The organism is Pseudomonas spartinae (genome assembly GCF_965197125.1).
In the GTDB taxonomy this organism is placed as follows: domain Bacteria; phylum Pseudomonadota; class Gammaproteobacteria; order Pseudomonadales; family Pseudomonadaceae; genus Aquipseudomonas; species Aquipseudomonas composti_A.
The window spans coordinates 40,776-66,582 of record NZ_CBDAMB010000010.1 but is presented as its reverse complement, the minus strand read 5'-3'; the positions used below and the strand labels follow the sequence as shown (position 1 = coordinate 66,582).

Genomic DNA, 25,807 nt, shown 5'->3' with positions numbered 1-25,807 from the left:
CTGACCGCCAATAGGAGTCGCAATGAGCCTGACTGTATATGGGGCGCCGCTGTCCCCCTTCGTTCGCAAGCTCTGCCTGTGCCTGATCGAGAAGGGTCTGGATTACGAACTTGAAGTCGTCATGCCCTTCGGCCAGCCGGACTGGTTTCGCGAGCTCAACCCGCTGGGGCGCATTCCCGCCTTTCGCGACGGCGACTTGACGCTGGCGGACTCCAGCGTCATCTGCCAATACCTCGAGGATCGCTACCCCGAGCGCAAGCCACTATATGGCGCCGATGCCGAGCAACGGGCCAAGGTACGCTGGCTGGAAAAATACGCCGACTACGAGTTGGCGCCGCTGTGCACCTTCAGCGTATTCCGCAACCGCGTGCTGAAAGCCACCATGGGCCAGCCATGCGACGAGGAAAAGGTGCAGCAGACGCTCAGAGACAAGCTGCCCAGCCACTTCGACTACCTCGAAGTTACGCTGGGCGACAAGCCCTACTTCCTCGGTGACCAGCTGTCCATGGCCGACCTGGCGCTGGCCAGCCAGTTGATCAACATGGAACACGGTGGCGAAACCCTCGACGCGAGCCGCTGGCCGGCACTGGCCGCGCACTATGAGCGCGTCAAGGCCCGCCCTTCGATACAGCAAGTGCTGCCGCGTGAGCTGCGCACGCTGGAGAAGATCGGCGCCAAGCGCTGAACCCTACCCAGGGCGCGCATAGCGCGCCCTGTTCGGCTTCAACAGTCGCTGGCAGCCAGGAAAATCGCTGCCAGCGCTTCGATACCGACCTGATCCACCTCGGTGAAGCGCCCGACCGACGGGCTGTCCAGATCCAGCACGCCGATCAGACGCCCTTCCTTGACCAGCGGCACCACCAGCTCACTGTTCGACGCGCTGTCACAGGCAATGTGCCCGACGAAGGCATGCACATCTTCGACTCGCTGCGTCTGCAGGCTGGCCGCAGCCGCACCGCAGACACCGCGCCCGAAGGCGATGCGCACGCACGCCACCTGGCCCTGGAACGGGCCAAGCACCAACTCGCCATCCTTGACCAGATAGAAGCCGGCCCAATTCAGGTCGGCCAGCTCGTGAAAGAGGAAGGCGGAAAACTGCGCGGCATTGGCGATGAAGTCGCGCTCGCCGGACAGCAGCGCCTGCAACTGCGCACTCAACAATGGGTAGCCATTGAGGTCGCCAGCAGCCTGAGAAAGATCGATCATGCCTGTTGCTCCAGCAGTTGCAGCCCAACCCAGTGGCGGGCGAATTGATAGGCACAGCGGCCATTACGGTTGCCGCGACCCAGCGCCCAGCGAATGGCCGCCTTTTCCAGCGCCTCATCCCAGCTCCAGCTCAGCCCGGCCTGGCGCGCCTGCACGTCCACCCAATGGCGCACGACGATCAGAAAGTGCTCCTGGCTGAAGGGATAGAACGACAGCCACAGGCCAAACCGGTCGGACAGCGCGATCTTGTCCTCGACCGACTCGCTGGGGTGCAGTTCGCCGTCGACCATCTTCCAGTTCTCGTTGTCACTCTGGCGCTCGGGCACCAGGTGGCGGCGGTTGGACGTGGCGTAGAGCAGCACGTTGTCCGGCGCCTGCTCCAGCGAGCCGTCAAGCACGCTCTTGAGCACACGGTAATCGCCCTCACCCGCCTCGAACGACAGATCGTCGCAGAACAGCACGAAGCGCTGCGGCAAGCCAGCCAGCAACTCGACCACGCGCGGCAGGTCGGCCAGGTGATCGCGCTCGATCTCGATCAGGCGCAGGCCGGCCTTGGCATGCTCGGCGAGCAAGGCCCGCACCAGCGACGATTTGCCGGTGCCGCGCGCGCCCCAGAGCAAGGCATGGTTGGCTGGCATACCGTTGACGAACTGTCGGGTATTGCGCGCCAACTGCTCGCGCTGGGCGTCCACACCCAGCAGATCGCTCAGCGACAGGTCGAGGCTGACGTCCAGTGGCAGCAGGTAGCCGCTACGCCCGTCATGCACCCAGCGCGCCGCCACGCAGCTGCTCCAGTCCACCTGCGGACGCACTGCAGGCAGCAGGGGTTCAATGCGCTCCAGCACCTGCTCGGCGCGGGCCAGAAAGTCCAGTAATCGGGAATCCACTATCTACTACTCCTTTTGCGCAGAACCGCACGTTGTAGGCCCTGCCGGTACCGGGTCGCTATCGGCTATGCTTGGCAGGCGCCCAAGGATCAGAGACGACGCACGCATTCATGGATATTTCGCTCACCCATCGCCTGTCGTTCAAACAGGCCGGCCTGACCGTCCTGGTGGCGTTTATCCTCGGCACGTTGCTCAGCGTCACCCAAGTGGCGGTCGATTATGCCAGCGAAGACGCCTCCATCAACCGCGAGATTCGCGCGTTGCTGGAAATCAGCCACAACCCCGCCGCTCGTATCGCCTACAACATCGACGCCGAACTGGCGCAGGAACTGGTCCTCGGCCTGCTGCGCTCACCGGCAGTAACCCGGGCCGAACTGATCGACAACAACGGCATGGTTCTGGCCAGCGTCAGCCGGCCACGCAGCGAAAGCCGCTACCGGGTATTCAGTGACAGTCTGTTCGGCGCCCAGCGGCAGTTCCAGGACCCGCTCTACGTCAGCCACGCCCCCCACGAAGCGCTTGGCGTTCTGCGCCTGGAGGTCGACACCTACGCCTTTGGCAGCCACTTCCTGAAACGCTCGCTACTGACCCTGATCACCGGCTTCGCCCGCAGCCTGCTGCTGTCGCTGATCCTGCTGGTGCTGTTCTATTTCATGCTGACCAAACCCCTGACCGGGGTGATTCGCGCCCTCAGCGAGCGCAACCCGCAGGACCCGCAACATCATCCGGTGCCCTGCCCCAAAGGCCACGAGCGCGACGAAATCGGCACCCTGGTCGAAGTCACCAACCGCCAGCTGTCGAGCATCGCCCTGGAAATCGGACAACGGCGCAACGCCGAGGACCGCCTGACCCAGTACCTGAGCGAGCTGGAAAACATCGTCTCGGCACGTACCGCCGAACTCAAGGCCACCAACGTGCGCCTCAGCCAGTCCAACGCCGAACTGGACGCCGCGCGCACCACGGCGCTGAACATGGCGCAGGCGCGCTCGGCCTTCCTGGCCAACATGAGCCATGAGATCCGCACACCGCTCAATGGCCTGCTGGGCATGCTCGCCCTGGCGCTGGACGGCCCGCTCAGCGCCGAACAGCGTCAGCAACTGGGCATCGCCCATGACTCCGGCAAGGTTCTGGTCGAACTGCTCAACGACATCCTCGATCTGTCCAAGTTCGAAGCTGGGCAGCTCGAACTGGAGCAAATCCCCTTCGATCTCGGCGTGCTGGCGGAAGAAACCGCCAGCTTGCTGTCGCAGAACGCCGCCAATGCCGTAGAGCTGACCTGCCTGATCGACCCGGCGCTACCGGCACAGGTGCTGGGTGACCCGACGCGGGTGCGCCAGATCGTCAGCAACCTGCTGTCCAACGCCCTCAAATTCACCCGTTTTGGCCGCGTCGACCTGATCGTCACCTGCGGCGCGCAAGGCATCAGCATTCGCGTGCGCGATACCGGCATCGGCATCAGCGAAGATGCCCAGGCGCGCATCTTCCAGCCTTTCGCCCAAGCAGAGGTGGGCATTACCCGCGAATACGGCGGCACCGGGCTTGGCCTGGCGCTGACGCGACGTTTGTGCGAAGCGATGCACGGCGTGCTGACCCTGCAATCGAAAGAAGGCTTCGGCAGCGAATTCTGCGCCGACCTGCCGCTGCCAACCCATGCACAACCCAGCGCACAGCCTGCACTAAAGGGCCGTATCGTTGCGCTGACCCCGGCCAGCAGCGGCCTGCAACAGATGCTCGCGCAGTGGCTGCCGACCTGGGGCCTGAACTATCAGCGCCTGGATACCGATGCCAGCCTGCAAGGCGTGGACGCTGACCTGCTGATCAGCGACTGCCCGCAATGCCTGCTCGGCATCCGCCCGGCGATTGGCACACCGGCGCTGCTGGTGACCGCCTATGGCAACTTCCTGCCACAGGATCAGGCGCAACGCCTCATGCCGCTGCTGCAGATTGCCCGCCCACTGGCGCGCAGCGGGCTGCTGCAAATGCTGCGGCACATCCTGCACATCGACGACGCAGACGTTCACAGCAACACGCAGGTGCAACCTGCGCGGGAAAGCGCCGCACGCGTGCTGTTGGTCGAGGACAACCCGGTCAACCAGATGGTGGCCAAGGGCATGCTGGCCAAGCTCGGCTACCAGGTGCTGGTGGCCGGCCATGGTGGTGAAGCCCTGGAAATACTGGAACAGGAAGCCGTCGACCTGATCCTGATGGACTGCAACATGCCGGTGATGGATGGCTACGAGGCCAGCCGGCGCATTCGCAGCAATGGGCGCTGGCCGGAACTGCCCATCGTCGCCCTGACCGCCAACGCCCTGTCCGACGAGCGTGAGCGTTGCCGCGCCGCCGGCATGAACGACTACCTGGCCAAACCCTTCCGCCGTGAAGAACTGGCAGCCATGCTCGACACCTGGCTGCCCGTCGACCTTAGCCGTTGAGCCTGGCCAGCAAGCGATCCAGGTTGCGCCGCAGCCCTTCCAGCTCCAGCAGATCCTGACCGTCGAACTGGCAAAGCAATTGCGCCTTCAGCGGCAGGACCTGCGCCTGCAGCACTGTGCCGGCCTCACTCAGCGCCAGATGCACCTCGCGTTCGTCAGCCTGGGCACGGCGGCGCAGCACCAGGCCCATCTGTTCCAGGCGCTTGAGCAGCGGCGTCAGGGTGCCCGAATCCAGCTGCAGACGCTGCCCAAGCGCCTTGAGCGTTGGCTGCTGCGGCGCCCGCTCCTGCCATTCCCACAGCACCAGCATCACCAGATACTGCGGGTAGGTCAGGCCGAGGGCGTCGAGCATCGGCTTGTAGGCGCGAATCACCGCGCGTGAAGCGGCGTAGAGCTTGAAGCACAGCTGATTGTCCAGTTGCAGCGCAGCGCTATCGATAACGCTCATTTCAGCAGGGCTTCGATCTCGCTGCTCAGCTCTTCAGGCTTGGTGGTGGGCGCAAAGCGCTTGACCACCTTGCCATCCGCGCCAATCAGGAACTTGGTGAAGTTCCACTTGATGCCCTGGCTGCCCAGCAGGCCGGGGGCGCGCTTTTTCAATTGCACGAACAGCGGATGAGCACCTGCGCCATTGACGTCGACCTTCTTGAACAGTGGGAAGCTGACGCCGAAGTTCAGCTCGCAGAACTCGGAGATCGCCCCCTCGTCACCCGGCTCCTGCTTGCCGAACTGATTGCAGGGGAAACCGAGCACCACCAGGCCCTTGTCCTTGTATTGCTGCCAGACGTTTTCCAGGCCCTTGTACTGCGGGGTGAACCCGCACTTGCTGGCAGTGTTGACCACCAGCACCGCCTTGCCGCCGAAATCGGCCAGGGTCTTCTGCTCGCCCTTGATGGTGGTGACTGGAATATCGAAAAGCACATTGCTCATGGGGAATCGTCCTGAATGGGCTGAAAGTGATGAACAAACTAGCGAGCAATTAAATTGCATGCAATTTAATTGCTCGAAAATAAGACCCGTGGATAACGCACTATCCGTAGGGAGGGTTATCGACACCAGGACACGAGTTGCTCAGCAAGCAGCTAATCCGCTCTACAAAACGGTGGCGCCTAGGGCTCGTACCACAGCGGCCAGTTGACCTGAATCGCCCTGAATGCGCACACGCAGGCCATCCGTCTCGCGACGCATCGGGTAGTGCTTGCGCAGGTGATCGAAGCCGGCACGCCGGGCTTCGGCAGCGCCGACCAGGCTGCGGCGAAAATCCGCATCGTCGCGGCGCGGGTCGTACACTGCGCGACACAGGCTGGCCAAAGCCCAGGCCGGGTCCGCGCTGCCGTCGAGGCTCAGCTCGCTCAGCCAGGGTGCCGGCAGCAGGTCGGCGAGCATGACCTGTTCGGCGACACCCAGCACCCGGCAACAGGCCTGGTAGATCTGCGCCGTCCCTCGCAGCTTGCCGTCGAGGCTGTAACCGGCGATATGCGGCGTCGCCAGCTGGCACAGAGCGGCCAGCTCGACATCGGCCTGCGGCTCGCCTTCCCAGACATCCAGCACTGCCTTCAGATCAGGCCGCTGCGGCAGCAGACTGCGCAATGCGGCATTGTCCACCACGGCACCACGACTGGCATTGATCAGCCAGGTGCCTGGTTTGAGCGCCGCCAGTCGCGCCGAATCGAACAGGTGGCGGGTCGAGGCATCCAGCGGCGTGTGCAGGCTGATCACATCGCACTGGTCGATGATCCGCTCCAGGCTGACGAAATCACCGCCCTCAGCAGCCTGACGTGGCGGGTCGCAGACGCGCACCTGCCAGCCCAGCCCCTGCAGCAGCTTGACCAGGCGACCGCCGACCTGCCCCGCACCCACTACGCCATAGACCCGTGCAGCCGGGTCGACACCCTCGCGCTCGGCCAGGGTCAGCACGCTGCCCAGCACGTAATCCACCACGCCACGGGCGTTGCAGCCCGGGGCGCTGCTCCAGGCGATACCCGCTTCAGCGAAGTAATCGAGATCCAGATGATCGGTGCCAATGGTGCAGGTGCCGACAAAGCGCACCCGGCTGCCTTCGAGCAAGGCGCGATTCACCTGGGTGACCGAGCGCACCAGCAACAGGTCGGCATCACGTACGTCGGCCGCGCTGATGCTGCGCCCCGGCAAGCGACGGATGCTGCCGAACGCAGCGAAGAACTCATCGAGCAGGGGAATGTTTTCGTCGGCGACTATGTGCATGGCGGGCTCCATCGGACAGGTCGCCATTCTAAGTCAGCCGAGACCTCAGCGTCGCCCCACAGCCCGCCAGACAGAGGGGCAGATCGTGCTTTCCTGACCGTCACGTCAAGGCGTAGACTACGCGGTTTCCTGTGATCCTGAAGAGTCGAAATGTCCACCGACACCCGCCTTGGCCGCGTGCGCACGGAATTGCGCAGCCTCCTGTTCCTGGCCACGCCCATCATCATCGCGCAGTTGGCGCACACTGCCATGGGCTTCGTCGATACGCTGATGGCCGGGCGCGTCAGCCCGCAGGACCTGGCTGCCGTGGCGCTGGGTAACTCGATCTGGGTGCCGGTGTTCCTGCTGATGACCGGCATTCTGCTGGCCACCACGCCCAAGGTGGCGCAGCGCTTCGGCGCTGGCGAAGAGGCCGAAATCGGCCCACTGGTGCGCCAGGCACTATGGCTGGCCCTTGTAGTAGGCGGCAGCGCCGCTACCCTGCTGTGGAACGCCGAATTCGTGCTGCGCGTCATGAACGTCGAGCCATCGCTGATCGACCCTGCGATGGGCTACCTGCGCGCCGTGGCCTGCGGCTTCCCCGCGGTGGCGCTGTATCACGTGCTGCGCTGCTGCAGCGACGGCCTTGGCCACACCCGCCCGTCCATGGTGCTGGGTATCCTCGGCTTGCTGCTGAACATCCCGGCCAACTACATCTTTATCTACGGCAAGTTCGGCCTGCCGGCCATGGGCGGCGTTGGCTGCGGCTGGGCGACCGCGCTGGTGATGATCTTCATGCTGATCGGCATGCTGGTCTGGGTGAAATGGGCGCCCTACTACCGCAACAGCGCCCTGTTCGCCCGTTTCGACTGGCCGCAGTGGGCGGTGATCAAGCGCCTGCTGAGCATCGGTGTGCCGATTGGCGTGGCGGTGTTCGCCGAATCGAGCATCTTCGCGGTGATCGCCCTGCTCATCGGCGGCCTCGGCGCCGCGGTGGTGGCCGGGCACCAGATCGCCCTGAACTTCAGCTCGATGGTATTCATGATCCCCTACTCGCTGGCCATGGCGGCCACCGTGCGCGTTGGCCAGGCGCTGGGCCGTGGCCAGCCGCGCGAGGCGCGCTTCGCCGCCGGGGTGAGCATGGGCGCGGCGCTGGGCTACGCCTGCGTATCGGCCAGTCTGATGTTCCTGCTGCGCGAACAGATCGCGCAGATCTACACCCCGGACAAGACCGTCATCGCGGTCGCGGCAACGCTGATCGTCTATGCCGCGCTGTTTCAGTTCTCCGACGCGATTCAGGTGACTGCGGCCGGTGCATTGCGCGGCTATCAGGACACGCGCATCACCATGCTGCTGACCCTGTTCGCCTACTGGGGCATCGGCTTGCCGGTAGGTTATGCGTTGGGGCTGTCCGACCTGTTCGGCGAACCCAGTGGCCCGAGTGGCCTGTGGCAGGGGCTGGTGGTCGGGCTGACCTGCGCTGCCGCGATGCTTACCGTGCGCCTGGCCCGCAGCGCTCGCAAGCGCATTCGCCGAACGGCCTGAGTGATTGGATCGGTAGACCATCGCCTCTAGACTGAGCGCATGACCCGACTCACCCTGCTTCTCTGCCTCTTGGCGCTCGCCGGCTGCGGCCCGGCCAACGATGGCCTGGCCCTGCAGAGCGACTACCTGCAGCGCCTGCAACGCTCGCTCGATGCCAGCGACTTCATCGCCTTCGACAGCCGCGACATCAGCCAGTATCGCCTGCCGCCGCGGCGCCAGCGGATAGTGCAGATTGCCGAACTGCGTATTGGCCTGCTCGATCTGGTCATCGATGCGCGCCGCTGTCCGCACCTGCAACAGCTGATCAGCCAACGCAACAGCAGCCTGGGCAAGCAATTGATGCCCAGCCAGCGCCTGGGTTACGAAGGTGATTTGCTGCGTGCCATCGACGCCTGCCTGCCTTACCTCGAAGACGATTCCAGCCTCAAAACCACCTTGCAGCAACTGGCCAGCGAAAAGCGCCAGCAACTATCTGCGGTTTTCTGGAACGCGCTCAACGGCAGCCCTGAGTTCGAACACTACCTGCGCTTCGCCGACCAGGCATTGCCGGTGGATACCCAGGAAGACAGCGCCGCACTGGACGCACTGCAGCGCCTGGCGAGCATTGGCGCCGCCCTGCCTGCGCAGTTGCCGCCAAGCGCCGAACAGCTGGAGCCACTGTTCTTCGCCCTCTACGCCAGCGAACAAGGCGGTCAGTTGATCACCAGCCTGGCCAGCCTGCGCCACAACCTCGATGCTGGCAGCGACCTGTTGGAGCAGCGCCAGAAGAACCGCCCGCTGTGCCCACTGGGCCAAGCCACGCCGCGCGGGCGCATCCTGCAGAACATCTTCGTCAAGTTCTACGCAGGCGGCCTGCAGCCGTATCTGGCACAGGTCGATCAACGTGGTCAGCAGTGGCAGGCGGCATTAATGCAGTTGCAGCGCATCGAGGGCATCCCCGACGCCACCCGCGACTACCTGTTGCGCCTGGCCGGCGAGCAGGATTCGTTATGGCGGGATTTCCAGGCGGCCACGGCGCGTCACGTCAAAGCCTGGCAGAACGTGCTCAACAGCTGCGGCCTGGCGCCAGGACAGGCGGGATGGAACAGCGCGGAGCCTTAGGGTGCGCCGCGCCTGAAGCAGCAGCCTAATCGGCCTTCTTGCGAATCCAGTAAAGGTAGGCGCCGTCCTCTTCGGCCTGACCGAGCAGTTCGTGACCGAGAAACACGCAGAACTTGGGAATATCACGACGGGTCGAGGGGTCGGTGGCGATCACCTTGAGCAGGCCGCCCGGCGACAGGTCGCGCACCTTGTTGTGCAGCATCATCACCGGTTCCGGGCAATTCAGGCCGCTGGCGTCGAGCAGGTCATCGTGATTGAGGGTCAGGGCTTCGGACATAAGGGGCTCCACAGGCAGGCGCGTATTGTCGCGCAAAGCTGACCTCCAGGTCACCCTGCGCGCACAACCTTGGATGGGCAGCGCGCACCGCTCGGCTGCGGCACAGTGCCTGCGCTCTGGCGCGTCATGGACGATTCGCACGCCAGCTTAGGGCGGAGCCCGAAGCGACGCGGGAGTCCGGGCCGTGCCTAACCGGGCACGTGCCCGGTTTGCCTGCCGTGCGGCGTCGTCACTTGCCGTGGCGGCGCAGGTGGCAGGTCACTTCCTCACGGTCGTGATAGAGCTGCTTGCAGCCGATGCTGACCTTCAGGCCGCGCTCCGCCAGCCCCGACTCTATGCGATCGAGCAGACGCCGCACTTCGGCATAGCGCTGCTTCATCGGCAACTTGAGGTTGACCACCGCCTCGCGGCACAGCCCCTCGCCCAGCCAGGTTTCGATCATCGCCGCCGTGCGTGCCGGTTTCTCGACGATATCGCAGACCATCCAGTGCACCGGATGCCGCGGGCGGAAGGTGAAGCCATCGGCGCGCTGGTGCACGACGAAACCGGAATACATCAGGCTTTCGGCCATCGGCCCGTTGTCCACGGCAGTCACGCGGATTTCTCGATTGACCAGTTGCCAGGTCCAGCCGCCCGGTGCGGCGCCCAGATCCACCGCCGTCATGCCGGGCGCCAGGCGCTGATCCCACTGCTCGCGCGGAATGAAATGGTGCCAGGCCTCCTCCAGCTTGAGCGTGGAACGGCTCGGCGCCTCGCGCGGAAACTTCAAGCGCGCAATGCCCATCGGCCACATCGCCTGGTTGTCCGCCTCGGCGATGCCGGCGAACACCTCACGGCCGCTCTTGAAGGTCAGCAGCAGGCGCGGCTTCTTCGCGTCGTCCACCAGCTTGCCGGCCTTGAGCAGCGCCTTGCGCAGCGGCACCTCGAACTTCTTGCAGAAGGTCGAGACCTCCTTGCCGTCATTGGTATCCACCACCTCCAGCCACAGGCTGCCACACACCGGATAATCAGCCAGGGCCTCGAGCAACACGCTGATGCGATCGCTCTCCGGCAACATGACGAAACCACCGCGCGCCCATTGCCGCGGGAATATCAGGCTCTTGAAGCGCACACTGCGCATCAGACGCTCGCTGCCATCGGCCTCACTGCAGACGAACTCGGCGCAGGCGCTGCCAGGCTTGGTCCTGGAGTAGCCCGGTACATCCAGACGCGCAGCGAGATCACTGATCTCGGCGCAGACCTCCCCCTCGAAACCGGGGCGGCAATGCAGAAACAGGGTATTCATCAAAGGGTCTCCTTCAGGCGCGCATGATACCCGAGACCGGAACCCCGAGCCGTTAAACCTGTCCAGCTATACATGTGCTGCCAATAGATACGGATCGACACCCCGGCCGCTGGCGAATGCGCCGCGATGAAGCCTGGCGATCCGATAAACAGGCAGCGCATGGCAACCCATAAAAGGATATGCGCTAGCCAGACCGCTCAAGCCGAACTAGCTTGAAGGTCTGCCGCCATCAGACACAGCCCGAACCGTGCGGGCGCAAGGAGATGTGCAATGCCCTCCCTCGATAGCCTGAACTGCCGCCGCGAACTGAAAATCGGCGACGCCACCTACCACTACTTCAGCCTGCCCGAAGCCGCCCAACGGCTCGGCAATATCGACCGCCTGCCCATGTCGCTCAAGGTGCTGCTGGAAAACCTGCTGCGCAACGAAGACGGCAAGACGGTGATGCCCGAAGACCTGCAAGCCATGGTCGACTGGCTCGACAAGCGCGCCTCCGACCGCGAGATCCAGTACCGCCCGGCACGCGTGCTGATGCAGGACTTCACCGGCGTGCCCGCGGTAGTCGACCTGGCCGCCATGCGCGACGCCATGGCCAAGGCCGGCGGCGACCCGCAGCGGATCAACCCACTGTCGCCGGTGGATCTGGTCATCGACCACTCGGTAATGGTCGACCGCTATGCCTCCTCCAGCGCCTTCCACGACAACGTTGAACTGGAAATGCAGCGCAACGGCGAGCGCTACGCCTTCCTGCGCTGGGGCCAGCACGCCTTCGACAACTTCAGCGTGGTGCCACCGGGCACCGGCATCTGCCACCAGGTCAACCTCGAATACCTGGCCCGCACCGTCTGGAGCAAAGAGGAAGACGGCGTCACCCTCGCCTACCCCGACACCCTGGTCGGCACCGACTCGCACACCACCATGATCAACGGTCTCGGCGTACTCGGCTGGGGCGTGGGCGGCATCGAGGCGGAAGCGGCCATGCTCGGCCAGCCAGTGTCGATGCTGATTCCCGAAGTGATCGGCTTCAAGCTCAGCGGCAAGCTGAAAGAAGGCATCACCGCCACCGACCTGGTGCTGACCGTCACCCAGATGCTGCGCAAGAAAGGCGTGGTGGGCAAATTCGTCGAATTCTACGGCGACGGCCTGGCCGACCTGCCCCTGGCTGATCGCGCCACCATTGCCAACATGGCGCCTGAATACGGCGCCACCTGCGGCTTCTTCCCGGTGGATGACATCACCCTCGGCTACCTGCGTCTGTCCGGCCGCCCGGACGCCACCGTGCAACTGGTCGAGGCCTACAGCAAGGCCCAGGGCCTGTGGCGCGAGCCAGGTGCCGAACCCGTGTTCACCGACAGCCTGAGCCTCGACATGGGCAGCGTCGAAGCCAGCCTGGCCGGACCCAAGCGCCCGCAGGACCGTGTCTCGCTGAGCCAGATCAGCCAGGCCTTCGACGACTTCGTCGGCCTGCAGCTCAAGCCGGCGGCCAAGGAAGAAGGCCGCATGCTCAGCGAGGGCGGTGGTGGTACCGCCGTCGGCGGCGACAAGCAAAGCGGCGGCATCGACTATGAGGACGATGGCCACACCCATCGCCTGCAGGACGGCGCCGTGGTGATCGCCGCCATCACCTCCTGCACCAACACCTCCAACCCCAGCGTGATGATGGCTGCCGGCCTGCTGGCCAAGAAGGCGGTAGAAAAAGGCCTGCAGCGCAAGCCCTGGGTGAAGAGTTCGCTGGCCCCCGGCTCCAAGGTGGTTACCGAGTACTTCGACGCCGCCGGCCTGACGCCCTACCTGGAAAAGCTCGGCTTCGACCTGGTGGGCTACGGCTGCACCACCTGCATCGGCAACTCCGGGCCGCTGCGTGAGCCCATCGAGAAAGCCATCACCCAGGCCGACCTCACCGTCGCCTCGGTGCTCTCCGGCAACCGCAACTTCGAGGGTCGCGTACATCCGCTGGTGAAAACCAACTGGCTGGCCTCGCCGCCCCTGGTGGTCGCTTACGCCCTGGCCGGTAGCGTGCGCCTCGACCTGACGAGCGACGCTCTCGGCACCGGCAAGGATGGCCAGCCGGTGTACCTCAAGGACCTCTGGCCATCCCAGGCCGAGATCGCCGAGGCCATCGCCAAGGTCGACACCGCCATGTTCCGCAAGGAATACGCCGAAGTCTTCGCCGGCGACGAGAAATGGCAAGCCATCGACGTGCCCCAGGCCGACACCTATGCCTGGCAAGGCGACTCCACCTACATCCAGCATCCGCCGTTCTTCGAGCATATCGCTGGCGAGCCGCCGCGCATCACCGACATTCGCGAGGCGCGCATCCTCGCCCTGCTCGGCGACTCGGTGACCACCGACCACATCTCGCCAGCTGGCAATATCAAAGCCGACAGCCCGGCTGGGCGCTATCTGAGCGAGCACGGCGTGGACAAGGCCGACTTCAACTCCTACGGCTCGCGCCGCGGCAACCATGAAGTGATGATGCGCGGCACCTTCGCCAACATCCGCATCCGCAACGAAATGCTCGGCGGCGAGGAAGGCGGCAACACCCTGCACGTGCCCAGCGGCGAGAAACTGGCGATCTACGACGCCGCCATGCGCTACCAGGCCGAAGGCACGCCACTTTTGATCATCGCCGGCAAGGAGTACGGCACCGGCTCCAGCCGCGACTGGGCGGCCAAGGGCACCAACCTGCTGGGCGTCAAGGCGGTGATCGCCGAGAGCTTCGAGCGCATCCACCGCTCCAACCTGGTGGGCATGGGCGTGCTGCCGCTGCAGTTCAAACCGGGCACCGACCGCACCAGCCTGAAACTGACCGGCAACGAAGTGCTGGCCATCGAGGGCCTGGAAGGCGTGGAACTGCGCCCGCAGATGCCACTGACCCTGATCATCGGCCGCGAGGACGGCTCGCACGAGGAAGTCGAAGTGCTGTGCCGCATCGATACCCTCAACGAGGTCGAGTACTTCAAGGCCGGCGGCATCCTGCACTACGTGCTGCGCCAGATGATCGCCAACTGATGCACCTGCCCTGCCGCCACTGGCGGCAGGGCCCTCCTTATCCGTCGGGCCAGAGATGGCCGAGGTCGTGACAGAAACGTGACGCCATTCAAAAAGCGTTTACACTGCCCAAAATGGATTTCGCCCTCAACTTTGCCGTTCGTCGGCCGATGACAGGGCATTACAACGACGGATACCTGCCATGCGTAACAACCAGCCGGTCACTCAGCGTGAGCGCACCTTCCCTGCGCAACAACGCCTGATATCCACCACGGATCTCAAAGGGCAAATCACCTACTGCAACGACGCCTTCGTCGACATCAGCGGTTTCAGTCGTGAAGAGTTGCTGCGCGCGCCACACAACATCGTGCGCCACCCCGACGTTCCGGCCGCCGTGTTCGAGCATATGTGGACGACCCTGAAAAGCGGCCGCCCGTGGATGGGTATCGTCAAGAACCGTAGCAAGAACGGTGACCACTACTGGGTCAACGCCTACGTCACACCCGTGACCGAAAACAACCAGGTTGTCGGCTACGAATCCGTCCGCGTCAAACCGACTGCCGAGCAGGTGCGCCGCGCCGAAATGCTGTACAGCCGGATCAACGCCGGCAAATCAGCCATTCCGGCCAGCAACCAGTGGCTACCCATCGTCCAGGCGTGGATGCCCTTCATCCTGGTCAGCCAGATCGGTTTCCTGATCGGCCATTGGATGGGCAGCAACTGGGGCTTCATCCTCGCCGCCCTGCTTTCCGTCCCGTTGGGCCTGGCCGGCATCGCCTGGCAGACCCGCGGCATCAAACGCCTGCTGCGCATGGCCGAGCAAACCACCTCCGACCCGCTGATCGCGCAGATGTACACCGACAGCCGTGGTTCCGAAGCACGCCTGGAAATGGCCATGCTCAGCCAGGACGCACGGCTTAAAACCTGCCTCACTCGCCTGCAGGACACCGCCGAACAACTGACCCAGCAAGCGCGTGAAGCCGACAAGCTCGCGCACAACAGCTCGGCCGGCCTCGAGCGCCAGCGCAGCGAGACCGAACAAGTCGCCACCGCCGTCAACGAAATGGCCGCCACCACTCTGGAAGTGGCCAGCAATGTCGCCCGCACCGCCATCGCCACCCAGGAAGCCAACCGCCTGACCAGCGAAGGCCGCACCATCGCCGCAGAAACCCGCGAAGCCATCCAGCGCCTGTCGCAATCGGTCGGCGATACCGGAGAAACCGTGACCCGCCTGGCCCAGGACAGCAGCGAAATCGGCGGCGTGGTCGACGTGATCAAGGGCATCGCCGACCAGACCAACCTGCTCGCCCTCAACGCCGCCATCGAGGCGGCTCGTGCAGGCGAAATGGGCCGCGGCTTTGCCGTGGTGGCCGACGAGGTGCGCTCGCTGGCGCAGCGCACCGCCGAATCCACCGAACAGATCCACGCCCTGATCGCCAAGCTGCAGCGCACCGCCGAAGAGGCCGTGCTGACCATGGAAATCGGCCGCAAGCAGGCCGACGAAGGCGTCGAACGCGTACTGCAGGCCGATCAGGCGCTGTCCGGCATCAGTGACTCGGTGGCCAATATTGCCGACATGGCCAATCAGATCGCCGCAGCGGCGGAAGAGCAAAGCGCCGTCGCTGACGAGATCAACCAGAACATCACCACCATCGCGCAACTGGCCGACCAGACCGCAGGCGAAGCGCAAAGCACCGCGAAACTCAGCGAAGCCCTGACCAACACCGCACAGGGTCAATACGCCTTGGTCGAACGCTTCAACCGCTGAAACAAAAGGCGCAGCGGCTCACCGCTGCGCCTTTCCCCCCTAAGCTCCGCCGCGCTTTTTATATAAGTGAGCTTGCTCACAATCCCCCTTGCTTCCCCTCCAGCTGCCCCGTATTCGCGTAATTGCCACTTGCCCGCCGTTATGCGACATGGTGTATAACCTTCCAAACACCCCATCGCCTCGCTATCTCCCGCGAGCTAGAGAAGGATCTTGAAAAATGACCAGGAAGGTTATCCACCAAAACTGCCCGCAGGTTATGCACCATTTGATGTCTATTTATAGTTATACGAAACCAATATGAAAGGCTGGCTTGAAGTCAACGAAGAGTTTGCAGTAGATGGATCATTGCGAGACATCTATGTGCTGGATGTTTGCGTTGATGCTTGGAATGAACTCATCAAAAAAGTCAAGAATGAGAGTTTTGAGTTTAAATTTGTGCACGGCAGTTCCGAGCGAGCGCTGCCCGACAATTTTTATAAAATAAAAGAACTGCAGAAAACCAATCCGACGACTCTATGCATTTGGCTCGATAACAACATCAAGGTTAACTGCCATTTTTTCATGGAAACAGAAATTGAACTCGATATTTCACCAAGGGAGATCAGAAGCTTGGCAGAATATAAAATACTAACAAGCTTCATGAAGTGGCTATCAAACATATTGCGTAAGCCTGCTATCCTGACGCATGAGGGTTCTCAAGATCAGGTCATTTTAAGTGTCAACGAGAGCGTCGTATAACAACTGGTATATGGACTCTCCCCACAAGTAGTGAGCAAAGCTTTTTTTTTGCACTTGTCGTCAGCGCGGTTGCATTCGTATATCCGGCCTGTGTTGGGCTTTTCCGCCCTGGCCATTCTGTAGTTCGCGCAGCGGGGGCCAAGCGTTCAATCGATCACGGGGATCATCATTGTTATCGGCCTTATTCCGCTGCAGGACTCGCCTGTTCCGACAGTGCTGCTGTTCACCACAACCACAACCACAAGAAAATCATCACATCTTTACTGATCACTCCCGCCGTCAGGCGGGCTTTGTGCTCTGCCAATTGCCATTGAAGCGCCGCTCATGGCACCACACCGCCCAGCAGATCCTGACCAATTTGTTGGCCAGCGCCACAGCCGCTTTGTTGTGGCCAATATGGGCTGCCATCTCGACGGCCCAGCGCTGTAACTGGGTCAATTTCTCTGGCGTGCGTGCCTGGCAACGCTGAGCCGCCAGCAAGGCTGCACGTGAGCCGTGGATCAATAACGTGCGTACATAGACATTGCCCTGTCGACTGATATGGCCAAGCTTGCGGCTATTGCCGCTGCTGAACTCCCGCGGCGTCATGCCCAGCCAGGCGCTGAGCTGGCGACCGTTAGCAAAGCGCTCAGGCTTGCCGACAGCGGTGGTCAGGGCGCTGGCAGTCAGCAGGCCAATACCACTGACTTCATCTAGTTTGCGCACGATTTCATCGTCAGCATGCCAGCACTTGAGTTGCTGTTCGCATTCGGCCATGCACTGTTCATACAGATTGATCTCGGCCAGGACGATATGCAGCAGACGGCCCAGGGGCTCGAGTTCAGGTTGCTCAACCAGCTCGCTGGCTGCCCGGATAAATGCAGTGCTCGAGGCTGGCGCGTCGATACCGGCTTCACGCAGGAGGCCGCGTAGCAGGTTGATACGTTGGGTTCGGCTCTTCTTCCAGGTTTCCCGCAGCCCGTGCAACTGCTGGAGCTGTTGTTACTCGTGGCTCTTCACCGGCACCGGATAAATATCCTTGCAGCGCGCCGCTTCCAGCATGGCGTCACAGTCGTTGCGGTCGGTCTTGTTGCGCCGTCGATAGGGGCGGACATAGCGCGCATGGATCAGCTTCACTTGATGACCGAGTGATTGCGCCAGCCGCCCCCAATAGTGCGCTGTGCCACAGGCTTCCATCACCCACTCGACCGGCTCGGCCTGCTCCTGTATATATCGACGGAACGCCTCTCGGTTCAGCCGCTTGCGCTGCACCACCTGGCCGGAACGGACACTCTCGGCAACTTGGTAAACGGACTTGGCCAGATCAACGGCAATGCGCTTCATAACGACTCTCCCGCTCAAAGAAACCTCGACACCTTGATATAGAACTGTGGTGTGGGGAGAGTCCATTACAGCATTCAAACCGTTCGCTTCGCTCACTGAAGCGGGCTATACAAATGTAAGCGAAACCACATAGAAACCATAGCGACAACGGAGGCCCGCGACTGAACTCCGCGGAAGTGACATGAATACAAATATCACGCTGGCATCCGCAAGTAGCATCCTTCCATGCTGGAACGGGAAATATATTACTTCCTTTATTGCGGCTGTCGAGTCTGGGTTACAGGCTGAACGAAGGCGTCTAGGGGAAAATCCATATATTGCCGTAGCATCGCGCCACCAGTACGACTACGATGGACTGACTCAATATGTTGACCTAGTGGAGGCATTTCCGTCCCAAGAGCTGGCACTAGCTTTCGCACACCAGGCGTCGAAGACTGCGTTAGTGAAGGCACTGGATATGCCGACCTACGGAAGTTACAAGTGGCATCAGGTCGACGGATGGTCTGAGTATTTCAATAGATGCAAGCAGCCACAGGTTCACGTCATTGGTAGCGAGCGCTTGCACCTGGAAAACGGCTCCGGCTTCGACTTGATTTACATCGAACACTTGATTTTACACATTCAAGCCTCAGAGCCATTGGGTAACGAATTGTTTGCTTATCTCGGAGACGAGTACGAAGTCATGAGATACCTTTCCATGCGAAGTGAGCCTCGCTCCCCCGCTGGGGCGTAACATCAGATACATTACCCAGCGATATCTGTCACTTGCCAAACAGCATTAAAACCGCTCACTCCGCTCGCCGTAATGAGCTACATCCAGCCCTCCAACCAAACACCATGCAGCCATGACAATTTAGTATTCAGTTATACATGGAGTAAAAATCAAGATGAAAACCAAACGTTCACTTGGCCATAGAGCGCTCAATGCCCTCAGCGTAATCCTCCTTCTTTCATCCGTGATTTATATCCTGGTCGCAGGATTTCATTCTGTTGCCATGGCCGCTGTAGCGCTATCTGTTGCCGGCGTAGCAACACCTGTCATCCTCACTGACAGCGGTCCATTGGAGATATTGTCAGGCATTCTAGAAGCCATAGTCGATGGTGTCCTAGCGATAGTCGAAGGTATAACCAGTGCGATCTCTGGACTGTTCGGCTAAACGCATGACGTTTCACTCACCACCCAGTCAAAGGCTTCGCTTTTACCTGGTCACTATTTCAATTGCCAGGCATATCGCAATCGGATCAACAACCAAAGGAAGACCATTATGGAAGAAGTCAATCTCGTCGTCATGATCGAAGTAATGCCAGGCAAACGAGACCTCCAAATTGAGGCATATAAAAATCTTAAACCGCTAGTCCTCGCGGAACCTGGCTGCCTGCAATATGAGTTATTTAGCGATGCCGCGGATGAAAACAAGTTCTTGCTCATCGAACGATGGACATCGCAAGACGCACTAGACGCGCACGATCAAACAGAGCACATGATTGCCGCTGACGCCCATAGCCCAACATTTCGTGCCAAGCCTGCCCAAGTCATAAAAATGGCCACGGTAACCGCCTGACCATAGGTTCAGATCGCTCGCGGAAGCGGACTGAGGCCGCCTCCTTAATCAAATACCAGGTGCTTTAACTGTGCGAAAGTTATTGGAGTCCGACAGTCTCATTCAGGTAAACCTGATAGCCAGCTACCTGCAAAGCAATGGCATCACCACAAAAATATTAAATGAACACCAAGACGCTATCCGCTCGGTGATTTCCTTCAACAAACCGATACACCCCGAACTCTGGGTACATCCTGAACAATTTGAAACCGCAGCCAAATTAGTCGGACGCTACCAACATGAACAAGAATTAAATGATTCACTCAGCGAAAACGAGTGGCCTTGCAAAAAGTGCAAGGAATACAACCCTGGCAATTTCATGTCTTGCTGGAGCTGCGGAAACTCAAAGTGACCATATCCAACTCAAATCGGTAGAACCCCAATGCCCTTCCCACACGATGAACACCAGGCCCTTCTGAACGTTAAAGGCGTAGGCCCGACCGTCGTGCAACGACTCGAACAGATCGGCATCAACTCGCTTCAGGAGCTGGCCGAAGCCAGCGTCGGCGATATCGTCACGGCGGTAGCCGCTCAGTTGGGCTCGACCTGCTGGAAGAACAGCCCGCAGGCACGCGCCGCTATCCAGGCGGCTATCGACCTGGCTAAATCACGTCAGTAATCCCCCCTTTCACTGCCAAGGAACTCGGCATGCCTGCTCACGAGAAGATCAATTACGTCGAATATCCCACCCGCAACCTGCCGGCCACCAAAGCCTTCTTTCAGGCCGCTTTCGGCTGGCGATTCACGGACTATGGCCCCGACTACGCCGCCTTCGCCGACGAAGGCCTCGATGGCGGATTTTTCAGCGCCGAGATGTCCGCACGCAGCGACAGCGGCAGCGCGCTGATCGTGTTCTACAGTGCACAGCTGGAAGGCACTCAGGCCAAGGTCGAGGCCGCCGGCGGAGAGATCGTCAAACCGATCTTTGCCTTCCCAGGCGGGAGGCGCTTTCATTTCGTCGAACCGGGTGGCAACGAGTTCGCCGTATGGTCGGAACCGAACGGCCAATAGTCGCCCACACCTCTGAGTAGCGAACCGTCGTTCCTGCACAGGCGGGAACCCGGCTCCCTGCAGCCCTGCCCTCTCCGGCCCAAAATCGTTGTAGAGACAATCTGTAACGCTTAAAACCGTGCGCCGACGGACCATCGTTTGACCCGCCGCCAGTCCCCCTATTAACGTCCGCAGCCACGGAAGATCCCTGCACAAATCAAGGAGGTACAGGATGCGAATCATGGTGATCGGCGCTAGTCGAGGTCTTGGCCGCGCCTTGGTAGACGGCTTGGCGCAAGACCACGAATTGGTCGGAATTTCGCGTAGTCATCCAGCCGATCTGCCTAGGGGCATCCAGTGGATCGAAGCCGATATGAGCGACCCACTGCGGGCGGTAGAAGCCATCGAAGCCCAGGCACCGCAACAGCTGGACGCGATCATCTACAACCTGGGTATCTGGGAAGCGCGCGCATTCGAGGATGACTACAGTTTTCTGCAGGACGAGGACGCACAGATTCTCGAGATGGTCAGCGTCAATATCGGCGCGACCTTGCTGCTGCTCAAACGCTTGCTACCGCGCCTGCTCGGCCGCGCCAAACCGCAATTGATCCTGACCGGTTCCACCTCGGCGCTGCCACAAAGCGGCCGTCCGGAAGTCACGTTCGGTGCCAGCAAATTCGCCCTCAAGGGCATTGCCGAGACCCTGCGCGAAGGTTTTCGCGATCAGCGTCTGGCCGTCACCTGCCTGCAACTGGGCTACCTCAATACCCAGGACGATCTGCAAACGCCGGTCGAGCGGGCCGCGCAGCATGGCCAGGGTCAGCTGATTCCACTGCACGATGTCGTCGCCCTGGTGCGCACACTGCTGAGTCTGTCCGATGCCAGCTACGTGCGTGAGCTGGTGCTGCCGGCCATTGCTGACGAGCGCTTCTGAACACAAGGAAACCCATGCCTGATCTTTGCGTGACACTGACAACGGATCGCCTACTGCTGCGTCCTCTGCAAGCAGCGGATGCGCCAGCGCTGTTTGCGACCTTCTCCGATCCGCAGGTCATGCGCTATTGGAACACCCCGCCCTGGGACACCGAGGCCGTGGCGCTGGATTACATCCACGCAGAACGACACGCCATGCACGAGGGCGAGCGCCTGACCCTGGCTATCGTCATCAGGGAAAGCGCCGAGCTGATCGGCAAGTGCCTGCTATTCAACTACCAGCCGGAATCTCGTCGCGCGGAGATCGGCTTTGGCATTGCATCCTCTGCCTGGGGCAAGGGTTACGTTCAGGAGGCGGCCGGCGAGTTGCTGCGCCATGGATTCGAAACCCTGGGGCTCAACCGCGTCGAGGCCGAGATCGACCCGAACAATAGCGCCTCCGGGCGCGCATTGGAGCGTTTGGGGTTCAGCCAGGAAGGGTTGCTGCGCCAACGCTGGATCATCGACGGACAGGTATCGGATTCGGCACTATTCGGACTGCTGAGCGAAGACTGGCGCAAGCGCCACAATCAACGGTAAGTCGCGAACGACAGGGGCAAGCATGCAGAGAATCGACCATATCCGCCTGATGGCACGCTACAACAGCTGGATGAACGAACGGCTCTACGCGGCGGCGTGCACCCTGCCCGACGAAGCGCTGAGTGCCGAGCGTGGTGCGTTCTTCGGCTCGATCCTCGGTACGCTCAATCATCTGCTGGTGGCCGACCGTATCTGGCTGGGGCGCTACCGCGCACACCCGGCGAACTTCCGGGCATTGCAGACTCTCGCAGAGTTGCAGACACCGACGCGGCTGGATCAGCCGATGGCGGCGGACATACGTGAGCTGGCCACACTGCGAAAGCAGCTGGACAGTTGCATCGAGGCCCTGGCTGCCGAGATGGGCGAAGAACAGCTGGATCAGCCGCTGAGCTACCACAACACCAAGGGTGTCGCCGCGCAAAAGCACTTCTTCGCCCTGCTGACGCACCTGTTCAACCACCAGACGCATCACCGAGGACAGGCCACGACGCTGTTGGCTCAGGCCGGAGTGGATGTTGGCGTGACCGACCTGCTGGCGTTGATCCCTGACGAGCCTTGAGCGGTGATCAAGCGCCTATCGAGCTTCGCCCTTGTCCACGCTCACAGCCCAGCCAGTTTCAGCCAGTGCGCGTAGAAACCCTCGGCGACCCGATTCAGCGCACTGACCTTTCCGCTCAGGTCGTCGCGCATCTCGGCAATGCTCTGCTGGCTGGGCTGGCTGGCATCGAGCAGATGGGCCCAGTCGCCGAGCCAGTGCTCGACCAGCGCCTGGGTCATTTCCGGATGCCCTTGCAGTGCTAGGACCTTGTCGCCCCAGGCAAAGCCCTGATTGTCACACCAGCGGCTGCTCAGCAAAGGCTGGGCGCCGTCAGGTAGCGCGAAGGTGTCGCCATGCCACTGGAAAATGCTGAATTCTTCAGGCAAGTGCGCCAGCCAGGGGCTATCGGACGCTTCTGAGCGCCGCTGCATACTCTGCCACCCCGCCTCGGTGTAGGGCATACGGCGGATGCTCGCGCCCAGCGCCTTGGCCAGCAGTTGGCCGCCCAGGCAGTGACCGATAAGCGGAATGTCGCGCGCGATGAAGCGCTGCAGCGCCGCCACTTCGTCGGCGATCCAGGGCAGCGGGTCGTTGACGCTCATCGGCCCGCCCATCACAGCAACCGCCTTGGGCCGCTCCAGGTCGTAGTCGCGCAATTGGCCCAGATCGACGCGCAACACGTCGAAACTGCAGCCACGCGCCTGCAGCACCTGCGCCAGGTGGGCGGGTGGGCAATAATCGATATGGGTCAGGATCAGAACATCGGCCATGAGTACCTCCGCCGCGCAGTCTGCGCGAGAAGGCGTGGCAAGTCGAGGTGGGCTGGGAGTTGAAGCCATCGGCCGGGTGGCCGGCCGATGGTCTGCTGACGGATGCCGCGGCAATCCCTAACGCATGGCTGACGCTTTCACCTCCTGCGTGACGCCCCAGCCATCCATCTTGCCGCCCAGCGGGACGACGATGGACTCCAGGTCGTGTTCGAACTCGCCGATACCGGCATGGGTGGCGTACATCACTTTGCTGATCTGCAGGTGCCAGATGCCGTCCTCACGGGCAGATATCTGGGCATTGAGCGACTCGCCGCGAAAGTTTCTGGCCGCCATTCTGGCCCGCTCTTCGTCGGGAAAGATGGCGTAGAACTCGATCGGGTGAAACTGGGCGAAGTCGAATCCCCCTTCTTTCATCCGACGCAGCACCGAAGTGCTGGAGTCTTCGTGGAAGGCTGTGCTCATAAACGACCCCCTCTCAGGCTATGGATGGATTAACCGCTTTCCCAATGCGACCGTCTTGTGGACGGTGTCGCGACCCCTGTTGGCGCCGCCCCGAGAATCGAGCAGGTGCTCGATGTGTCTACTGCAAGCGTATCGACGACTGCCCGGCAGAACACCGGACTGAAGACCGTCCTCTCAAGAGTAGCCCTTAAATACGCGATTGGCTTCGTTCAGAAAGCCTTTGTGACAAAGCCGACGACCAGCGGCAACTGGCCATCCCGGGCACCTCGCCTGCACTCATGGGCGACTGAAGCAGCCCATCAGCAACCTGTTGATCCACCTCGGCGTGACCTGCCCGAGGTTGAACAGCAGCCCCACCGGGCGATGCACGATGCTGGCGTGAGCCTGCTTCCAGGCTGATTCGGCGATCTGCTCGGCCTGCAGACGCATGTCCAGGCGACGCATCACCGGTGGACGCTGCGCCTGACTGCGCAGCATCGGCGTGTCGGCGAATGGCGGCATCAGGTCCCCCACGCGGTTGCCGTGCTCACGCCACTCCAGCTCCAGTGCTTCGTCAGGCCGCGTACAGCGAACTTGCTGGCCGAGTAGCTCGCAGCCGTAGAGCCCCGAGGCGGGGCCCATGTTGAACGCCAGCGCCTCTGGCGTGGCCTGGAGTTAAGAAAGACCGCGCACGCCGAATCGATGTGGGCCTCATGCATGGTTCTAGCCCTTTCGCCCAGGCCGAAGCTACGAGCGCGCCGGGATTTGAAAGTCATCTTCACGCTGACAAGCCGCAAGCGCCGAGCTAGGGTGCCAGCCATGAACATCATCACGCTGCTTCTGCCCTACCAACCGCCCTGGGACTGGCAACAGTTCCACAGCCATTTCGCCCTGCGCGCGATTCCCGGTCTGGAGTCGCTGAGCGCGGAGAGCTACAGCCGCGGTTTCAGCATCGATGGCGCACCGGGCTGGTTCAGGGTCGCTCCGCTGCCGGGGCAGAACGCGCTGGAGTTGCGCTGTCGCCTGGCCTCGCCCGCGCATCTCGATCCACTCGAACGACGCGTGCGGCGCATGTTCGACCTCGACAGCGAACCCGAGGCGATTGCCCTGCATCTGGGCACTGATGAGCTGCTCGCTCCATTGCTGCGGCGCAATCCGGGCCTGCGCCTGCCAGTGGCATTCGACCCGTTCGAGCAGGCAGTGCGCGCTATCGTCGGCCAGCAGGTCACGGTCAAAGCCGCGGTCACCATAGTCGGGCGCCTGGTACAGCGTGTCGGCACGCCAATCGAGACGCCGGAAACACTGGGTATCAGCCATCTGTTCCCCTCGCCGCAAGCACTTGCCGAGGCCGATCTGACCGGCATCGGCATGCCCGGCAAGCGTGTGCAGTGCCTGCAGCATTTCGCCGCGCGCATCGCCGATGGCAGCCTGAAGCTGGATATGGAAAAGGGCTGCGCGGCGCTGATCGAACGACTCTGTGCCCTACCCGGCATCGGTCCGTGGACGGCGGAGTATATTGCCCTGCGCGCATTCGGAGAGGCCGACGCCTTTCCCGCCAGCGATCTGGGGCTGCTCAAGGCGCCCGTCTGGGGGGCTGAAGGGATCGATGCGCGTCGCCTGAAACAACGCGCCGAAGCCTGGCGCCCCTGGCGTGCTTATGCGGCGGCGCACCTCTGGCATAACTATTCGGGAGGCTGAAACATGCACTACCGTTACCACGACAGCCCCGTCGGCCCGCTGTTTCTCGCGGCCGATGAAAGCGGCCTGCAACTGCTGCTGATGGAGCTGGACAGCCGGCCCTGGCGCATCGAAGAGCATTGGCAGCCCGCTGGCCGTGAGCTGGACGCCGTGTGCAGCCAGCTGGACGAATATTTCGCCGGCAAGCGCCGTCAGTTCGAACTGCGCCTGGCGCCGAAGGGCACGGCCTTCCAGCAGGCAGTTTGGCAGGCGCTGCAGGCGATCCCCTACGGGCGCACCTGCAGCTACTCCGAGTTAGCCAGGGTCATCGACAGGCCACAGGCGGTGCGTGCGGTGGGAACGGCCAATGGCGCCAATCCGATTTCCATCATCGTGCCCTGTCATCGCGTGATCGGCCGTGACGGCAGCCTCACCGGTTATGCCGGTGGCCTGCCGCGCAAACAGCAATTGCTGGAGTTGGAGGGTGTGTTGCAGCCGGCGCAGGCGCAACTGGCTCTGTAAC

27 protein-coding genes and 2 pseudogenes are annotated in these 25,807 nt (G+C 62.1%); 18 read left to right on the top strand and 11 right to left on the bottom strand.

Translation table 11 applies throughout. The features are described 5' to 3' along the window. Window positions 1–22 precede the first annotated feature (22 nt). Complete coding sequence (locus ACN8M7_RS20135) at window positions 23–685, top strand: glutathione S-transferase family protein (RefSeq protein WP_490261922.1); 663 nt, start codon at window positions 23–25, stop codon at window positions 683–685. Window positions 686–723: 38 nt separating this feature from the next. Here ACN8M7_RS20135 and ACN8M7_RS20130 read toward each other — a convergent pair whose 3' ends face one another. Continuing rightward, window positions 724–1,206, bottom strand: a complete 483-nt coding sequence (locus ACN8M7_RS20130) for a GAF domain-containing protein (RefSeq protein ID WP_490261921.1) — start codon at window positions 1,204–1,206, stop codon at window positions 724–726. Then, on the bottom strand, window positions 1,203–2,093 hold the full coding sequence (locus ACN8M7_RS20125; RefSeq protein WP_490261920.1) for an ATP-binding protein: 891 nt from the start codon (window positions 2,091–2,093) through the stop codon (window positions 1,203–1,205). Before ACN8M7_RS20125 ends, ACN8M7_RS20130 begins: the two co-directional genes overlap by 4 nt. 110 nt (window positions 2,094–2,203) lie before the next feature. Here ACN8M7_RS20125 and ACN8M7_RS20120 point away from each other — a divergent pair, with 110 nt between their 5' ends. Next, entirely contained in the window at window positions 2,204–4,525 is a 2,322-nt protein-coding gene (locus tag ACN8M7_RS20120; protein WP_490261919.1) for a response regulator, read from the top strand. Here ACN8M7_RS20120 and ACN8M7_RS20115 read toward each other — a convergent pair. The 3 genes from ACN8M7_RS20115 to pdxB form a co-directional block, all read right to left on the bottom strand. Further along, entirely contained in the window at window positions 4,515–4,973 is a 459-nt protein-coding gene (locus ACN8M7_RS20115) for a MarR family winged helix-turn-helix transcriptional regulator (protein WP_490261918.1), read from the bottom strand. The genes ACN8M7_RS20120 and ACN8M7_RS20115 overlap by 11 nt on opposite strands. Beyond that, a complete protein-coding gene (locus ACN8M7_RS20110; protein WP_490261917.1) occupies window positions 4,970–5,455 on the bottom strand; it encodes a glutathione peroxidase in 486 nt (161 codons plus the stop codon). The genes ACN8M7_RS20115 and ACN8M7_RS20110 overlap by 4 nt, the downstream gene beginning before the upstream one ends. A 162-nt stretch (window positions 5,456–5,617) precedes the next feature. Further along, window positions 5,618–6,748 carry a 4-phosphoerythronate dehydrogenase PdxB gene (gene pdxB / locus ACN8M7_RS20105; protein WP_490261916.1) on the bottom strand — a complete coding sequence of 377 codons (1,131 nt, stop codon included), beginning with the start codon at window positions 6,746–6,748 and terminating at the stop codon, window positions 5,618–5,620. Between the two features lie 150 nt (window positions 6,749–6,898). On the opposite strand from pdxB, the gene ACN8M7_RS20100 reads away from it, so the two are divergent. Both ACN8M7_RS20100 and ACN8M7_RS20095 read left to right on the top strand, forming a co-directional pair. Further along, window positions 6,899–8,272 carry an MATE family efflux transporter gene (locus ACN8M7_RS20100; RefSeq protein ID WP_490261915.1) on the top strand — a complete coding sequence of 458 codons (1,374 nt, stop codon included), beginning with the start codon at window positions 6,899–6,901 and terminating at the stop codon, window positions 8,270–8,272. Between the two features lie 39 nt (window positions 8,273–8,311). After that, entirely contained in the window at window positions 8,312–9,373 is a 1,062-nt protein-coding gene (locus ACN8M7_RS20095; protein ID WP_490261914.1) for a DUF3080 domain-containing protein, read from the top strand. A 25-nt stretch (window positions 9,374–9,398) separates the two neighbouring features. Here the strand turns inward: ACN8M7_RS20095 and tusA are convergent, their stop codons facing one another. Both tusA and rlmM read right to left on the bottom strand, forming a co-directional pair. Continuing rightward, entirely contained in the window at window positions 9,399–9,650 is a 252-nt protein-coding gene (gene tusA, locus ACN8M7_RS20090; protein ID WP_061237907.1) for a sulfurtransferase TusA, read from the bottom strand. 229 nt (window positions 9,651–9,879) lie between these two features. Then, complete coding sequence (rlmM, locus tag ACN8M7_RS20085) at window positions 9,880–10,935, bottom strand: 23S rRNA (cytidine(2498)-2'-O)-methyltransferase RlmM (protein WP_490261913.1); 1,056 nt, start codon at window positions 10,933–10,935, stop codon at window positions 9,880–9,882. A gap of 270 nt (window positions 10,936–11,205) precedes the next feature. Between rlmM and acnA the strand changes: the two genes are divergently transcribed. The 3 genes from acnA (at window position 11,206) to ACN8M7_RS20070 (ending at window position 16,432) form a co-directional block, all read left to right on the top strand. Next, window positions 11,206–13,947, top strand: a complete 2,742-nt coding sequence (gene acnA, locus ACN8M7_RS20080; RefSeq protein ID WP_490261912.1) for an aconitate hydratase AcnA — start codon at window positions 11,206–11,208, stop codon at window positions 13,945–13,947. A 181-nt stretch (window positions 13,948–14,128) separates the two neighbouring features. Further along, window positions 14,129–15,694 (top strand): methyl-accepting chemotaxis protein, encoded by a 1,566-nt coding sequence (locus ACN8M7_RS20075; protein ID WP_490261911.1) that lies wholly within the window; start codon window positions 14,129–14,131, stop codon window positions 15,692–15,694. Window positions 15,695–15,991: 297 nt separating this feature from the next. Then, window positions 15,992–16,432 carry a hypothetical protein gene (locus ACN8M7_RS20070; protein WP_490261910.1) on the top strand — a complete coding sequence of 147 codons (441 nt, stop codon included), beginning with the start codon at window positions 15,992–15,994 and terminating at the stop codon, window positions 16,430–16,432. 279 nt (window positions 16,433–16,711) lie between these two features. Here the strand turns inward: ACN8M7_RS20070 and ACN8M7_RS20065 are convergent. Continuing rightward, a pseudogene (locus ACN8M7_RS20065) lies at window positions 16,712–17,755 on the bottom strand (IS110 family RNA-guided transposase). 181 nt (window positions 17,756–17,936) lie between these two features. Between ACN8M7_RS20065 and ACN8M7_RS20060 the strand changes: the two are divergent. From ACN8M7_RS20060 to ACN8M7_RS20020, 9 genes are all read left to right on the top strand, one after another. Further along, window positions 17,937–18,488 carry a hypothetical protein gene (locus ACN8M7_RS20060; protein ID WP_490261909.1) on the top strand — a complete coding sequence of 184 codons (552 nt, stop codon included), beginning with the start codon at window positions 17,937–17,939 and terminating at the stop codon, window positions 18,486–18,488. Window positions 18,489–18,642: 154 nt separating this feature from the next. Next, entirely contained in the window at window positions 18,643–18,912 is a 270-nt protein-coding gene (locus ACN8M7_RS20055) for a hypothetical protein (protein WP_490261908.1), read from the top strand. Between the two features lie 108 nt (window positions 18,913–19,020). Continuing rightward, window positions 19,021–19,317, top strand: a complete 297-nt coding sequence (locus ACN8M7_RS20050; RefSeq protein WP_490261907.1) for a putative quinol monooxygenase — start codon at window positions 19,021–19,023, stop codon at window positions 19,315–19,317. A 70-nt stretch (window positions 19,318–19,387) separates the two neighbouring features. Then, window positions 19,388–19,708: a putative signal transducing protein gene (locus ACN8M7_RS20045; RefSeq protein ID WP_490261906.1), complete on the top strand. Its 321-nt coding sequence runs from the start codon at window positions 19,388–19,390 to the stop codon at window positions 19,706–19,708. 30 nt (window positions 19,709–19,738) lie between these two features. Further along, a complete protein-coding gene (locus tag ACN8M7_RS20040; protein WP_061242468.1) occupies window positions 19,739–19,975 on the top strand; it encodes a helix-hairpin-helix domain-containing protein in 237 nt (78 codons plus the stop codon). Between the two features lie 29 nt (window positions 19,976–20,004). After that, on the top strand, window positions 20,005–20,367 hold the full coding sequence (locus ACN8M7_RS20035; RefSeq protein ID WP_490261905.1) for a VOC family protein: 363 nt from the start codon (window positions 20,005–20,007) through the stop codon (window positions 20,365–20,367). 211 nt (window positions 20,368–20,578) lie between these two features. Next, a complete protein-coding gene (locus ACN8M7_RS20030) occupies window positions 20,579–21,280 on the top strand; it encodes an SDR family NAD(P)-dependent oxidoreductase (RefSeq protein ID WP_490261904.1) in 702 nt (233 codons plus the stop codon). 14 nt (window positions 21,281–21,294) lie between these two features. Beyond that, a complete protein-coding gene (locus ACN8M7_RS20025) occupies window positions 21,295–21,858 on the top strand; it encodes a GNAT family N-acetyltransferase (RefSeq protein ID WP_490261903.1) in 564 nt (187 codons plus the stop codon). Between the two features lie 22 nt (window positions 21,859–21,880). Beyond that, on the top strand, window positions 21,881–22,417 hold the full coding sequence (locus ACN8M7_RS20020; protein WP_061242474.1) for a DinB family protein: 537 nt from the start codon (window positions 21,881–21,883) through the stop codon (window positions 22,415–22,417). Window positions 22,418–22,458: 41 nt separating this feature from the next. On the opposite strand, the gene ACN8M7_RS20015 is transcribed toward ACN8M7_RS20020, so the two are convergent. The 3 genes and pseudogenes from ACN8M7_RS20015 to ACN8M7_RS20005 form a co-directional block, all read right to left on the bottom strand. After that, window positions 22,459–23,166 (bottom strand): type 1 glutamine amidotransferase, encoded by a 708-nt coding sequence (locus tag ACN8M7_RS20015; RefSeq protein WP_490261902.1) that lies wholly within the window; start codon window positions 23,164–23,166, stop codon window positions 22,459–22,461. A 117-nt stretch (window positions 23,167–23,283) separates the two neighbouring features. Continuing rightward, window positions 23,284–23,628 carry a ribonuclease E inhibitor RraB gene (locus ACN8M7_RS20010; protein ID WP_061242478.1) on the bottom strand — a complete coding sequence of 115 codons (345 nt, stop codon included), beginning with the start codon at window positions 23,626–23,628 and terminating at the stop codon, window positions 23,284–23,286. A 276-nt stretch (window positions 23,629–23,904) separates the two neighbouring features. Further along, window positions 23,905–24,282, bottom strand: a pseudogene (locus ACN8M7_RS20005) (SDR family NAD(P)-dependent oxidoreductase); the annotation flags it as partial. A 144-nt stretch (window positions 24,283–24,426) separates the two neighbouring features. On the opposite strand from ACN8M7_RS20005, the gene ACN8M7_RS20000 reads away from it, so the two are divergent. Continuing rightward, window positions 24,427–25,305 carry a DNA-3-methyladenine glycosylase family protein gene (locus ACN8M7_RS20000; RefSeq protein WP_490261901.1) on the top strand — a complete coding sequence of 293 codons (879 nt, stop codon included), beginning with the start codon at window positions 24,427–24,429 and terminating at the stop codon, window positions 25,303–25,305. Window positions 25,306–25,308: 3 nt separating this feature from the next. Further along, window positions 25,309–25,806, top strand: coding sequence for a methylated-DNA--[protein]-cysteine S-methyltransferase (locus ACN8M7_RS19995; RefSeq protein WP_490261900.1), 498 nt, complete (start codon window positions 25,309–25,311; stop codon window positions 25,804–25,806). Window position 25,807 lies beyond the last annotated feature (1 nt).

Bases quoted from the DNA above. Each gene is read 5' to 3' on its own strand.
- ACN8M7_RS20135 (WP_490261922.1), top strand. From the start codon at position 23: ATGAGCCTGACTGTATATGGGGCGCCGCTGTCCCCCTTCGTTCGCAAG.
- ACN8M7_RS20130 (WP_490261921.1), bottom strand. From the start codon at position 1,206: ATGATCGATCTTTCTCAGGCTGCTGGCGACCTCAATGGCTACCCATTG.
- ACN8M7_RS20120 (WP_490261919.1), top strand. From the start codon at position 2,204: ATGGATATTTCGCTCACCCATCGCCTGTCGTTCAAACAGGCCGGCCTG.
- ACN8M7_RS20115 (WP_490261918.1), bottom strand. From the start codon at position 4,973: ATGAGCGTTATCGATAGCGCTGCGCTGCAACTGGACAATCAGCTGTGC.
- ACN8M7_RS20110 (WP_490261917.1), bottom strand. From the start codon at position 5,455: ATGAGCAATGTGCTTTTCGATATTCCAGTCACCACCATCAAGGGCGAG.
- pdxB (WP_490261916.1), bottom strand. From the start codon at position 6,748: ATGCACATAGTCGCCGACGAAAACATTCCCCTGCTCGATGAGTTCTTC.
- ACN8M7_RS20100 (WP_490261915.1), top strand. From the start codon at position 6,899: ATGTCCACCGACACCCGCCTTGGCCGCGTGCGCACGGAATTGCGCAGC.
- ACN8M7_RS20095 (WP_490261914.1), top strand. From the start codon at position 8,312: ATGACCCGACTCACCCTGCTTCTCTGCCTCTTGGCGCTCGCCGGCTGC.
- tusA (WP_061237907.1), bottom strand. From the start codon at position 9,650: ATGTCCGAAGCCCTGACCCTCAATCACGATGACCTGCTCGACGCCAGC.
- rlmM (WP_490261913.1), bottom strand. From the start codon at position 10,935: ATGAATACCCTGTTTCTGCATTGCCGCCCCGGTTTCGAGGGGGAGGTC.
- acnA (WP_490261912.1), top strand. From the start codon at position 11,206: ATGCCCTCCCTCGATAGCCTGAACTGCCGCCGCGAACTGAAAATCGGC.
- ACN8M7_RS20075 (WP_490261911.1), top strand. From the start codon at position 14,129: ATGCGTAACAACCAGCCGGTCACTCAGCGTGAGCGCACCTTCCCTGCG.
- ACN8M7_RS20070 (WP_490261910.1), top strand. From the start codon at position 15,992: ATGAAAGGCTGGCTTGAAGTCAACGAAGAGTTTGCAGTAGATGGATCA.
- ACN8M7_RS20060 (WP_490261909.1), top strand. From the start codon at position 17,937: ATGAATACAAATATCACGCTGGCATCCGCAAGTAGCATCCTTCCATGC.
- ACN8M7_RS20055 (WP_490261908.1), top strand. From the start codon at position 18,643: ATGAAAACCAAACGTTCACTTGGCCATAGAGCGCTCAATGCCCTCAGC.
- ACN8M7_RS20050 (WP_490261907.1), top strand. From the start codon at position 19,021: ATGGAAGAAGTCAATCTCGTCGTCATGATCGAAGTAATGCCAGGCAAA.
- ACN8M7_RS20040 (WP_061242468.1), top strand. From the start codon at position 19,739: ATGCCCTTCCCACACGATGAACACCAGGCCCTTCTGAACGTTAAAGGC.
- ACN8M7_RS20035 (WP_490261905.1), top strand. From the start codon at position 20,005: ATGCCTGCTCACGAGAAGATCAATTACGTCGAATATCCCACCCGCAAC.
- ACN8M7_RS20030 (WP_490261904.1), top strand. From the start codon at position 20,579: ATGCGAATCATGGTGATCGGCGCTAGTCGAGGTCTTGGCCGCGCCTTG.
- ACN8M7_RS20025 (WP_490261903.1), top strand. From the start codon at position 21,295: ATGCCTGATCTTTGCGTGACACTGACAACGGATCGCCTACTGCTGCGT.
- ACN8M7_RS20020 (WP_061242474.1), top strand. From the start codon at position 21,881: ATGCAGAGAATCGACCATATCCGCCTGATGGCACGCTACAACAGCTGG.
- ACN8M7_RS20015 (WP_490261902.1), bottom strand. From the start codon at position 23,166: ATGGCCGATGTTCTGATCCTGACCCATATCGATTATTGCCCACCCGCC.
- ACN8M7_RS20010 (WP_061242478.1), bottom strand. From the start codon at position 23,628: ATGAGCACAGCCTTCCACGAAGACTCCAGCACTTCGGTGCTGCGTCGG.
- ACN8M7_RS20000 (WP_490261901.1), top strand. From the start codon at position 24,427: ATGAACATCATCACGCTGCTTCTGCCCTACCAACCGCCCTGGGACTGG.
- ACN8M7_RS19995 (WP_490261900.1), top strand. From the start codon at position 25,309: ATGCACTACCGTTACCACGACAGCCCCGTCGGCCCGCTGTTTCTCGCG.